The sequence below is a fragment of the Rhodococcus sp. ENV425 genome (genome assembly GCF_002887785.1).
Lineage (GTDB): Bacteria > Actinomycetota > Actinomycetes > Mycobacteriales > Mycobacteriaceae > Rhodococcus > Rhodococcus aetherivorans.
Window position 1 is genome coordinate 1 of sequence record NZ_PCZU01000273.1, and the last position, 11,531, is coordinate 11,531.

Sequence of the window (11,531 nt, forward strand, 5' to 3'; positions counted from 1 at the left end):
ACAGTTGAGCACTTTCGATGAGCCTCATCACTTTATCGACATGCAGGCCGCCTAGACCGGAACTCGGGGTTCTGAACTCGCACACTAACGAGACGAAACCCGCGACAATCTGCTTCAGCTGCCGGATCGGCGCTTGAGTGCGCACCACACGCACGGCCTCGTCACGGAACTCCTCGGGTACGGCTTCGGCACAGGGTACATCGCTCCAGCAGTTCCTCCCAACACCAAGATGCAGATTTTCCTATCCGCGCAGCGGTTCCCTCTTAGAACCAACGCATTTGGTGCCAGGCATCCTGGCCAGGAACACCTAACCGTACCGGGCATGCTGCCGCCCCGACGGTGGAGTGTCCTCGGCGAGGACGGCCACCGTTTCGGCCGCTGCTTCGGCAACCTGTCGCCGAAGCTCGTCTTCATCCAGGGCTTCGAACTCTACGACTCCGCTCGTTCGGAGGAGTCGCTTGAGCACGTCACGCAGGAGCTGGCGGTCGTTCACACCACTGCGTTCGATGCTGGGCCAGGTCTCGGCGAGCGCCCGCACAAGTGCACGGCTGCCGCCCAAGGACTTGCGCCGAGCGAAGATCTGGTCGAATGCCGCCTCGCCAAATGCGTCGAGGAGTCGATAGCGCTCCACCTGTTGAGGCAGGACGAGGAGGTGCGCGCGCCACCACAGGCGTCCCCAGACGTGGCGCGTGATGTCCGTGCCGATGACTCGGTCTGCCGGAGGGCTGGGGTAGCGCCAATAGGAGACGTCCGGGAGAAGCACGAGGGCGAGGAATGCCCAGATCGAGCGGACGGACGCTTCGGCTGCCACCAACCCGGATCGCTCGTGGAGGAGCTGGGCGACTTCCAGGTCGAAGCTCGCACGGTCCGCACGCCGACCCTCCTCCGGGAAGCCAGCGTTTTCCGCCGCCTTGACGATTCGATCTCTGAGATCGTGGAGTTCGTCCTCGGTGACCCGACGTCCACCCGTCGCCGCGAACACCGCGGACCGATGAGCGAACGCGGCACGATCGTGCAGCTGCTCGAGGGTCGCGTGCGTGTACTGCTGGTGCAGTTCGCGGGCGGCTCGGTCGAGGAGACGCGGGTAGAGCACACTGGTCACGGCGCCGCCAAGAGATTCGTAGCGTCCTGGATGCGGCTCGTGAACAGCGCAGGCTCAGACAGTCGCTCGCGCCGCAGCGCCTCTAAGGTGAACGCCGGGAAGGTCATACGGAGCACGGCCGCGAGTAGGGCACCCAACGATCCTGTCGGGTAGTCGACGTCGTCGGCGAAATCTTCGTGCGTCAGCGCTCGCTCGATGAGGGTTCGTTGGACATCGGTGCGTAGGGTGGAGAGGACCCTCCGATCGGCATCGGTGGGCGAGCCCGCACCGGCGAGGGCGTTGACTACGATCTCCCGCCGCTCGTTGGTGAGCAGGAGGATGGACCCGAGTGCGGCGGCCTCAAGATCCTCACCGACCTCAAGGTACCAGCTGGCTCTGGTCGGGTAGGGCAGGTCGTGGAAGTCGACGATCGCGAGCGGGAACAGGACTGCGTCACCCTGCAACCGGGTCGAGAACTTGTCGTTCCACAGCACACTACCCGGGCGGCGGGCCGCGGCCGCGGAGGCGCCGTCGGTGGACCGGCGCAACGTGAGGACGGTGTCGAGCTCGAGGATGCCGCCGAGTTCATCACCGTCGAGGTCGAACTCGATGTTCAACTCGATCCCGTCGCGCGCCGGCACCCTGGCACGCCACGCCCGCCCTCGCAGCGCGGAGCTCGATGCCGCCCAGCGGACGGTGAGGTCAAGGTCGGCATCGTCGACGAGTCCACTGAGCCGACGTGCGCGCAGGCCGTCGACCTGCACCGGCCGGCGGATCGAGAGGACGGTGTCGTAGTCCCAGTCGGGCAGTTCCCGCGGAAGCTCTTCGGTACCGTCGGCTGCTGCGCGGGACCACGGTCCTGCCACGACGACGTCCGCCGGTGGACGAGTGAACGGAAACGCCCGACTCATGCGGCATCCTCTCCGACGGTGGAGCCGACGACCGCGATGTCGGTCACGGTGTCCGGCACGGGATCGACGACAAGGTCGACCTCGCACGGGCTATCCACCATGCACGCCTCGGTCTGCTCCACACCCGCGGGCGTCACCCAGCAGCGAACCGTGGGTACGGCTGCGCCGGCCGGTGCCTCTCCCTCACGGCCCTCCCAGGTGGCCACGGCTAGACGAGCATTGAGGCGAACAGGGGCCGGTCCGGTCACCGCGAACCGCTGGACAACGACGACATCACCGTCGCGTTCCTCGACGCGGGGCTCGCCGACGGCGCCGACGCGAACTCGATCCCGCGGATTCGGCGAGGATCGACCCGCTCGACCGGCGCCGGAGACACCCCCGGCGACACCACGGCCGCTGCCCATGACAGCGTCACCGTCACCGCCGGCATCCGACCCGTCGGATTCAGTCGCGAACGCTGCCGCGACGAGTCCACCAAGAAAGTTGCTCGCGGCACCTAATGCGACTCCACTCGTGGACGCAGTGGTGGTCGTCACCGAAGTTCGAAACGCTGACAGTTGTTCTCTGATCCTGGTGAAGGTGACCTTCACGAAAGTCTTGGAGTGGCCGGTGAGTTGCTCATGCACCCACTGGTCGTGGGTCGGTGGTTCGGCAGCTGCATAGGTTTCATCGAGGTCGTCGTCGGCTCGAAAGACGCCCGCGTATGCTTTGTTCACCGAACTGGGTTCGGGCCCCTTGTAGTACTGAACTACCAGCTCGGGCGAGCGCATCAGACAGACATGATGCGGATCCCCGTCCACGCCCGCGTAGCTGGCGGCCAACGGCACCGAATCGGGAGACAGCGGAACTACCACGGCCTTGTCGATTGCGAAACGGCCCAACAACTTGCGAGGGCTCTTGCATTCCAATGCCATCCCCCGATCGGATGCCAGACGGCGATAGGCGGAGACGAACATCCGCAGCGGATAGGTCTTCGCCGGATCGGGAACGGCGTACGTCCGACCGCCCGCGACGACCTCCGGGACCAAGCGCCGGTCACCCCGCTCCGGGAGCATGATCGGCCACAGCTGCCAGGCGATGGTGTCGGCAAGGTGTTGCGCCGCCGACTCGATGTCGTCGAAATCCTCAAGATCAGGATCGAGGACGATCAAGGTGGTGCCCGACTCGTGCTCGGCGAACGGACGCAGTCCGAGCATCCGCGCGATGCTGTCCGCTTGGTTGCCGACCAGCGGCTCGACGTGCTCGCCCTGGACGTCGCCCCACCAGTGGCGCCCAGTGTACGGGCGGGCCTGCGCGTCGGCGCGCTCGCGGCTGTCGTACGAGTCGCCGAGAGCGATGCCGATGAGTCGAGAGGTCAGCCCGACGCCGGCAATCTCGGTCCGGGTGTACACCAGAATGGTCCCGACCTGTGAGAGCCGATAGAGCACGGCCTTGCCGTAGCCGTACGTGCCACCGCCCTGGACGGTGTCCCGCTTTTCGCCGACATTGAGCACGAATGAGACCCAGTCCCGACGGTCTCGCGCGAGCTCGTCCGCGCGCGTCGGCCCGCCGAGGCCTTTGGTGCCCCGGTCCACTACCGACAGTAGCCTGAGGTTCGGGGTCCGCAGGGCCTGACGGACCCGAAGGAAAGGCTGGGTTTGTGGAGACGGGGTCAGCAGCCGCTCCCACGCGGGCCGGTGGGTCGGCGAAACGGTCGTCAACTCAAGCCGGTAGGTCGTCGGCACTCCCGGCAGCCGGGCATCCCAGGAGTTTTGCGCGGTCTCCCGGACAAACACTGTCAACGGGTCCACAGGGGGGCGGCCGAGCTGATTACGGATGCCCTCCGACGCAATCGCGCCGGTCGGAGGGAAGGGCTGAGACCACCACTGCGGTGTCGTCACGACTGCCTCATGAACTGCGCAAGCTCCTCGTCGTCGAGGCGGACCGCGGCCGCAGAGGCGCAGTCCAGATCGACGACATAGACGATATCTTCGACGCCAGCAGGCACCGCGTGCCCTACGAAGCTGGTCGCGACGACCCGGGGGAAGGCCGGTCCGACCTCGTAGGCACGGTGCTCGAGGACCTCGAACAACTGCCGCGCGTAGATCTCGCTCTCGGCTTCGCGATAGCCATACTCCTGCAGGAGCTTCCCGAATGCGGGCGGGTCGTCCGACAGTTCCATGATCTCGTCGACGAGTGCGGGCACCGAGATGCCCTGCCCCGTCCCGAGTCGGAACCATCTGAGGATCAGCCGTCCTGGCGTCGCGAGATCGAGTTGCGTGGCGCCGTTGATCTGCACCCGACGCCCCTCCGCGGCCATCGTGGTCTTGACCTCGACGGCGTCGACCCTGAGGTGAAAGTCCTGTGCCATCCGCTCCGGGCCGGTCCAGAACGCGACAGCGCCCGGATCCTGCCCAAGCATTTCGCGTAGCACGTACAGCTCACCGAACAGCCCGGCCAAGACGGACGGCGACAGCGTCTCGCGTGCACCGGCGAGGAGAGCTTTCCAGTCGGAAAGCGCCTTCCGGAGCCCGGCCACGGCCTTGTCCGGGTGCGCGGCGACCCGCTCGATTATCTCGACACACAACGCGGTGAACAGATCTGCCTGATCTGCGTCGACCAGCTCCAGGCACGCGTACGTGCGGTAACTCTGCTCGTCCTCCAACGCGCGCCTGCGCAGGACAACCGCCTGACCGTCGAGATCCTCTTGCAGGGTCTGTTTCGCCAGGATCGGAATGAGCAGCGCGCGCCGGCCCGAGCGGTCAACCGCGGCGAGCAATGGACCGCGGACGGAGTTGACGCCGACCTAGGCTGTCCGGAACGCCTTCGTCGCCGGCTGTGCGGCCACGGCGGTCCAGAGGTGCTGGAGCTGTCCACCGTTGACCGTCATAAGGATTCGTCGTCCTGCTCAAGAACGGAGTCGTCTTCCACTTCGACCGCGACATTGGACAAATCGGCGCTGAAATACTCGACGTCGGAATCCATGCTTCCCGGGCGGGGCTCGGGGAACACGATGGTGACCCCCACCACGACGTCGTCGGTCGGCGCGGCAAGGGGTCGACGGCCGACCTTGTCCCCGGTGTCGGACTCGGGTTCGATCGGATAGATCAGCAAGAGGCCCTGATCGGGACGTTGCTTCTGCCGCAGCTCGAGGATCTCCTTGTGCGTCGCCGGTACCGGTCCGTCGAGGAGGAGATCAATGGTCTCGTCCCGCCGGCTGCTCAAGGTCTTGATATCTGCGACATCACCGAGGACCTGGTCCTTCTGCCCCAGTCGGGCGCGCTTGACCATCCGCACGCACACTCCCCCACCCATGTCCCGAGGCTCGGTCTCGTCCCGGCCGTTCCCGATCACAGCGACGCTCCAGCGCAGCAGGGCTCCTGCCCGGACCCGCTTGGTGATGTAGCTGACGAGGCGGTCGCGGTCGCCGTCCGACGACTCCTGGTGGAATTCGTAGGCTCTAAGGAAGTCGATGACGTCGTCGTAAGGAACGTCGGTGAAAAGCGCCGTCTGCTTCCGGACATGCTCATGGCGGACGCCGTCTTTAGCAGCGGCCGCCACGAGGGCCCGGGCGGCCGCCGCGTTACCGGCCAGCCACTCACGCCCTGCGGCGGAGACGTCGAAGAACCGCGCCTCCACGAGCTGTCCGCCATACGCGGCGTGTGCGAGAACCGCGCTCGTCATCTTCGCCTTAGATGTGATGCTCAACTTGGGGTGCGACCGAAGACGGACGGCGAAGGTCAGAGGGGTCTCGTTGGACGTCATGTAGCGGTTGATGTCCTGCCGCATGTCCGCCTCGACCGTTGCGAGGTGTCTGAACCACCCGGCGAGCTCGTCGGTCATCCAAATCCGAGGCAGATCCGCGTAGTGGTTCCGATACCCGAACCACCTACCCATCTGCAGCAATGTGTCGTAGGCAGACACTGCGCGGACGAACAAGCTCGAGACCAGGCCCTCGAGGGTGAGACCGCGGGAGAGGGTGCTGCCGCCGACGGCGATTGCCGTCACCGGGCCAGCTTCATAGTTCAGGCGGTCCTTGCTGCGGTAGTTGTCGATGATCACGCGGGTGTCTCGGACAACGTTTCGGAGCTCGCCGAGCACCTGCTCGAACGGCACCCCTTCTTCCCCGAAGTCGCTCGCCGAAACCCGAGCGGTCTCCCGATCCCACGTCGCACGCAGACGCTCCACGTACACTATGTCGCTGGCGTCCAACCGCTCCAGTGTCCGAGCACGTAGATGCAGCAGAGGCTCCTTGAACGCCTCGTGCACGCGCGTTTCGGTGGTCGTGTGCACGAGCATCGTCGAATGCGGGTTGCCGCCGCCGCGAACTCTACGAGCGGCGGTGGCCAGCCAGAACCACTCCACCGCAGCACGGAGGGAGTGGGTGATCGCCGGTTCGAAATCGGCCGCTTCCTTTTTGTTCTTTGGTTTGAGATCGTCGACTTCGTCCTCAGGGACCTCCCGGATCATGTCCCAGCCACCGGGGAGGTCCTCAGGATCCTCACCGGCGAGAAGATCACGCCCGAAGAGCACCTCGGTACCGTGGTACCCGTTGGGCTGGGGCAGGTTGACGATGAAATCGCGGGGGTAGAAATCCTCCTCGACCGACGGGTCGATCAGGAGATTCGCGAACGGCGTCGCCGTGTATCCGACATACCCGACCTGCGGAAACTTGTTCAGCACGTCGAAGAGCAGCGGGTTGATCTTCGGGGTGGCGACCGTAGACTGGTCGGCCTCGTCGTCGATGATCAGCGTCGGGCACTTCTCGAGATACTCACCTGCCGAGCCGAGCCACTTGCTGAGCTTGCGGAGAACGACGGGGTTCTTCTTCACCACTAGCAGCAGGCACTGCCCTTTGGCCGCGAAGAAGGCCTTCGGGTTCGGCGGCGGGACGAAGTCCTGGGTCTCGCTGGTGACCTGGTGCCATTGCCCCGGGTTTGAGTCGACCAGGTCCTTGACGAGCCGAATCTGGGTCTGTCGGCGCAACGCATTATGGATGCCCGACAGCACGATAAACAGCTTGTAGCCGCGGTCGGCGGCCTTCGCCATCACGGCGGTGAAGTTGGTGGTCTTGCCGGACTGGACGAAGCCGACAACGAGCCCACGAGTCCGAAACTCGTCCTGCTTTGGGTGGTCGAGCAAGGCGACGATCTTCGTCGAGGACTCGTCGACCGACCGGATGTTCTCCTCCCCGAAGTCCTTCTTCCGCATGGACCCCAGAAGGGCAGGCCAGTTCTTGTCCTTGTCCATGTCCGGACCCGTGTACCAGGTGGGCCGTCCGTGGAGGAACACTGACGGCGGCTCATCGAGTTCACGAATCCGAAGGCTCTCGGCGTCATGCTTCTCACGCACCAGCTTGATCACCGATTCGTCCGCTCCGAACAACCGCAGATTCTTCACGGCATCGTGAGGAGTCATCGACTCGGTGAACTTGAGGAACACCTCGTACAGCTGCTCCACCTGCTCGTCTGAAATCTCGTCGGTTGTCATTCGCCCCCTTAAGGACATGCGCCTGTTCATGATCGACACCGACCTCCGTGGCCGCATCGAAGGAGAGGATATAGGGCTCGATCCCGGCCTTGTCCGATCCTCCATCGAACGGCGGCGAGATGTCGTCGATTGGCAGCCGTTCCAGGCCGAACAGTGTCACCTCCAACGAGCGATCAGCGTGAGGCCTCCGATGACGTGGGGAGGGAGACGACGATCCACGGTGGACTAGCGGGGGCTCCCGCCTACCGTCATTGTCGGATCTCAGGTGTCTCCGGAAGGATCGTGCCGAAGCGCATCGGGTACTGTTCGATTGCTGTCTGAACCGCAGGCTATGGTGTGCCCATGCCGCGAGCTTCAGTCATCCGCACCCTCGATCTCTTTGCAGGTGCCGGAGGGCTTTCCGTAGGTCTGCATGCTGCAGACAAGCGCTTCAAGCCAATCCTGGCAGTTGAGATGGACGTCGCGGCGGCAGCGACTTTCGCCACTACATTTCGGACCCACGTCTATGCCGGCAAGATCGAGGACTGGCTGGTTGACGAGGATGTTCCCGACGTTGATGTGGTCGCTGGCGGTCCACCGTGTCAGGGGTTCTCCTCACTGGGACGGCAGGACGCGGCGGATGCACGAAATACGCTCTGGTCGCAGTATGCCGAGACAGTCCGCCGCGCGACACCGCGCTACTTCATAATGGAAAACGTCCCCCAATTCCTGCATTCGCCAGAGTTTGAATTGTTCCGCCGAAGTACTGAACCTGGGGGAAAGCTTGAGGACTACGATTTCAACGCGTTTGTCTTGAATTCCGCTCATTTTGGAGCCGCTCAAGTACGCAAACGAACCATTGTCGTCGGGTGGCATCGAGACCTACCCTCCCCTGGCATGCCCGAGCCCACGCACATCGACACGCATGTTACTGTGCGTGAGGTTCTCGATGGTGTCGCACAAACGGTTACCGAAACAGAACTTCCCGATTCTTACATCGAGTTCGGGGGCAAAACACTTCCCGGCGCATTCAAATCGTCTGAATTGCATCTCACCAGACGATATGAGAGAGTTTCGCTGGAGCGGTTCGGCTGGATTCCTCCAGGCGGAAATCGATTCGACATCCCAGATCATTTGCTCTCCAACTGCTGGCGCAATCACAAGTCTGGGTCGGCCGATGTAATGGGACGCTTACACTGGGATCGACCGTCGGTCACAATTCGGACAGAGTTCTTCAAGCCGGAAAAGGGTCGATATATACATCCTTCCGAGAACCGGGCAATTACACATTACGAGGCAGCCCGCATACAAGGATTTCCCGAGGATCATCAATGGGTGGGATCCAAGACCGCGATCGCGAGGCAAATCGGCAACGCTGTCCCGATTCCCTTAGGATGCGCCATCGGGAAGATAATTGCTCGAGCAGTGCGCCAGGGATAGCCCCGACATCTTGGGTATAGGAACCAGTCCGATCGACGAGTCCGCGTGAACGGCGACCATCTACATATTAGCGCGCGAGAATAGCACTGCCCCTAACATTGAGCCGGCGCTCACTCGCATGGCGGCGCCCTACTCATCGATCGGGGCCCAATTGTGACGGTGTTCAACCTGTCGATTTCCCACGTTGGCTCATTTCGTTAGTGCGTGAAATCAGACCGATCTCGACGAGAATCAGCAGGTCACAGGCGTAGGCAACCATTCATCCCGAAAACATGAGCTAATTCGGGTCGTACACACGCACCCTGCCGGGTGCCAACGGAGCCTGCCCCTCCGCTAACCTTCCACTGCGGCCCGACGGACTTCCGCTGCGATGAGCAGCTACGGACATGCCCCCACCCGCACGACTGAATTCGTGCTGCCCAGGGGACCTGACCGTGACGCTGCTTCGTACATCTGCCCGCCGGATCGTCGATCTCGATCGACCCGATTCAGTGGCGGAGCAGTTGTTGGAGCAGATGTTGTTTCACACCGGCCGCCGCCCAAGTGAGGCCGAGCAGAAGTCGTGGAGCCGAAGCCTGCCGGTTCTCGCGCAGGATCTGGTCGATGCCGGCCTTGGCGATGTCGAGATGCTGGTCGAGTACCATCTCCCGCTCACTTCGCAGCGTGCCGACGTCGTGCTCGCCGGTGCGCATCCTGTCACCGGAGCGGTCTCGTACGTCGTCGTTGAACTGAAACAATGGTCGGCGCCCGAGTTGCACCAGATTAGTGTGCCAACCCCGGGCGGGGATTCGCGATGCCGAGGGAGTCGAGGATGTGCACGGCGTCGTCGGTGAGCGGATCGAAGGCGGTGTGCTCGTGGCCGGCGATCGTGACGGTGACTTCCTGCAGAGGTCGTAGGGTCCGCACGATCTTCCTGATCGACATCCCGGTCGCATCCTGCAGATACCGTGAGATCGCCAATGCGGTGAACACGATGGTCAGGTGCGCCTCGATCGATTCCCGGGTGTGGCTGAAAATCGGACGGGCCCGCAGATCCGTCTTCGACATCCGAAACGACTGCTCGACGTGCCACAGATCGTGGTACTTCTTCATCACTTCCCGCGGATTCATCAGCGAGACAGGCAGGTTGGTGACGTAGTCCTTCAGCCCGATGAGTGACCGCGCCCGGGCCAGAGCGTCGCTGTCGAGGGATTTGCCCTTCGTGGTGGTCTTGACGAACCTCGGTGTGCGGGTGGTGCGGGTGCCGTCGACGACCTCCCGGGCCCGGGCTTCCTGCGCGTTCAGGGTCTGGTTGTCCCGCACGGCACGCGGGGCCGAGTACGCCCAGATCGCCCGCCACGCCGACGTGTCGGTCGGCTCCCACACCGGCTCGCCGCGGCGACCGATGTCGTTGACCGTGCTCTTGGCGTGCCGTGGGGTCACGGCGAAAGATGATCTGTCCGTCGGTGAACACGTCCCCGTTCCAGTGAAAATGGCTGGCCAGATCCGCCGGCGCCTTCGTCACCCTCGAGCCGACGATGAACTTCAGTCCGGCCGCATCGAGATCCTTCAGGTTCGTCGCCGACAGCATCCCGGCGTCGGCGGCGATGACCATCTCCATACCCTCGATACTGTGGCGGGCCTGGAACTGCCGCACGATGGGCACGATGGTGCGGGTCTGAAGCGTGGTTTCCTTCGAAACACCCGATCTCCAACGGAAATCCGGTGCGATCGACGAGCAGCCCGACGACGATCTGTGGATCGACCCGGCGCTCCTTGGAGTACCCGACCTTGCGCAGGTCGTCTTCCTTGTCGGCTTCGAAGTATAAGGTGGTCACGTCGTAGAGCAGCAGGTTCAGGTCCCCTGCGGTGGCGGCATGGGCGAAGCAGCGTTGCGCGATGTCGTCGCGGTAGCCGTCGGCGGTGCATCGCTGCAGGGTCCGCACGAAGGTGTTGCGGTGTGCCGGGGCGATCCCGATCTCGCGCAGCACTCTGCCCGCGTCCGCCACCGACGTCGGCTCGACGAGCCGGGCCACGACCAGCTGGAAGAACGCTTCGTTGTCGACCACGTCGAAGCCGAGGTGTCGCCACGCAGCAGCGATGGACTCGATCAGCCAGCGGGATCGTTTCCCGGTGATCGTCGGTGCTGCACTGGTGGCGCCGAGGCCGAGGTCGAGCTCTTGCTGGCCGGCGAGCAGCTTTGTTCGAGCGATCTCGAGCAGGGCGGCGAGTTCACTGTCGGTGTGGGCGGACCCGAGGTGCTCGAGGACCTTGTCCCGGCGGCCTTGCTTGGCCGCGATCTGCACCGCGGTTGCTCCCGAGGCGGTGCGGACTTTGCGGATGTAGGCGGCCACAGGGCGGAGTCTATCGAGCCGTTAGTGTGCCATTTTCCGAACACGCACCGCCTCTACCTGCACAGATACGCGGGACCACCCCGAGAACCGGCTCACCTGGTGCAACTCAGGTCGTACGTCGTCGTTGAACTGAAACAATGGTCGGCGGCACGGCGCTTCGAGGACGATCCCGAACTCGTCGAGGTGGCGGGAATGCCGGGCGGCCCGAAACTGCACCCGATCGCGCAGGTCAAGGGCTACTGCGACTACCTGAGCGATTTCGCGCGCGCTGTCGCAGATCAGCCCGACGCCCTCGCGGGACTCGCGTATCTGCACAAC

Annotated in this window: 6 protein-coding genes and 3 pseudogenes; 3 read left to right on the top strand and 6 right to left on the bottom strand. The window is 63.9% G+C overall.

Annotated features, from left to right (window positions below; translation table 11 throughout):
* Positions 1 to 307: 307 nt before the first annotated feature.
* From CQZ88_RS25975 to CQZ88_RS25995, 5 genes are all read right to left on the bottom strand, one after another.
* Complete coding sequence (locus tag CQZ88_RS25975; protein ID WP_102800519.1) at positions 308 to 1,102, bottom strand: DUF6339 family protein; 795 nt, start codon at positions 1,100 to 1,102, stop codon at positions 308 to 310.
* Positions 1,099 to 1,992 carry a hypothetical protein gene (locus CQZ88_RS25980; RefSeq protein WP_102800520.1) on the bottom strand — a complete coding sequence of 298 codons (894 nt, stop codon included), beginning with the start codon at positions 1,990 to 1,992 and terminating at the stop codon, positions 1,099 to 1,101. The genes CQZ88_RS25975 and CQZ88_RS25980 overlap by 4 nt, the downstream gene beginning before the upstream one ends.
* The gene (locus tag CQZ88_RS25985) at positions 1,989 to 3,872 is read right to left on the bottom strand and encodes a hypothetical protein (protein ID WP_146034372.1); all 1,884 of its coding nucleotides are present in this window, start codon (positions 3,870 to 3,872) and stop codon (positions 1,989 to 1,991) included. The genes CQZ88_RS25980 and CQZ88_RS25985 overlap by 4 nt, the downstream gene beginning before the upstream one ends.
* Positions 3,869 to 4,750, bottom strand: coding sequence for a PD-(D/E)XK motif protein (locus tag CQZ88_RS25990; RefSeq protein ID WP_102800522.1), 882 nt, complete (start codon positions 4,748 to 4,750; stop codon positions 3,869 to 3,871). Before CQZ88_RS25990 ends, CQZ88_RS25985 begins: the two co-directional genes overlap by 4 nt.
* Before the next feature lie 107 nt (positions 4,751 to 4,857).
* Complete coding sequence (locus tag CQZ88_RS25995) at positions 4,858 to 7,461, bottom strand: Z1 domain-containing protein (protein WP_102800523.1); 2,604 nt, start codon at positions 7,459 to 7,461, stop codon at positions 4,858 to 4,860.
* A gap of 342 nt (positions 7,462 to 7,803) precedes the next feature.
* Between CQZ88_RS25995 and CQZ88_RS26000 the strand changes: the two genes are divergently transcribed.
* Both CQZ88_RS26000 and CQZ88_RS31910 read left to right on the top strand, forming a co-directional pair.
* Positions 7,804 to 8,880: a DNA cytosine methyltransferase gene (locus CQZ88_RS26000; protein WP_102800524.1), complete on the top strand. Its 1,077-nt coding sequence runs from the start codon at positions 7,804 to 7,806 to the stop codon at positions 8,878 to 8,880.
* 434 nt (positions 8,881 to 9,314) lie between these two features.
* Positions 9,315 to 9,650: pseudogene (locus CQZ88_RS31910) on the top strand (ATP-binding protein); the annotation flags it as partial.
* Here the strand turns inward: CQZ88_RS31910 and CQZ88_RS26010 are convergent.
* Positions 9,643 to 11,213: pseudogene (locus tag CQZ88_RS26010) on the bottom strand (IS1634 family transposase). The pseudogenes CQZ88_RS31910 and CQZ88_RS26010 sit on opposite strands and share 8 nt — an antisense overlap.
* 99 nt (positions 11,214 to 11,312) lie before the next feature.
* Here CQZ88_RS26010 and CQZ88_RS31915 point away from each other — a divergent pair.
* Positions 11,313 to 11,531, top strand: a pseudogene (locus tag CQZ88_RS31915) (ATP-binding protein); the annotation flags it as partial.